At 54.5% G+C, this 255-nt stretch carries 1 rRNA gene; it reads left to right on the top strand.

Annotated features, from left to right (window positions below):
- Positions 1-255 (top strand): 23S ribosomal RNA (locus AYO36_RS14050); the annotation flags it as partial.

Raw genomic sequence — 255 nt, 5'->3', positions numbered from 1 at the left:
CCGCCGATCCACCGTTTGAACAATGGGGGGACGCAGGAGGATAGTGACGCATGCGGATGGAAGTGCATGTGCAAGTTTCAAGACCGTCTGATTGGCAAATCCGTCAGGCATCAAAGTCAAGGAACGATGCGGAGTCCCGTAGGGACGTAGGTCACGATTTCACACTGCCAAGAAAAGCCTCTAGTGAGGGGGAAGGCGCCAGTACCGTAAACCGACACAGGTAGGCGAGATGAGAATTCTAAGACGCGCGGGATA

Origin of the sequence: Exiguobacterium sp. KKBO11, assembly GCF_001644945.1 — a bacterium.
Lineage (GTDB): Bacteria > Bacillota > Bacilli > Exiguobacteriales > Exiguobacteriaceae > Exiguobacterium_A > Exiguobacterium_A abrahamii.
The sequence above is the reverse complement of the archived record's forward strand: the minus strand, read 5'-3'. Positions and strand labels throughout refer to the sequence as shown.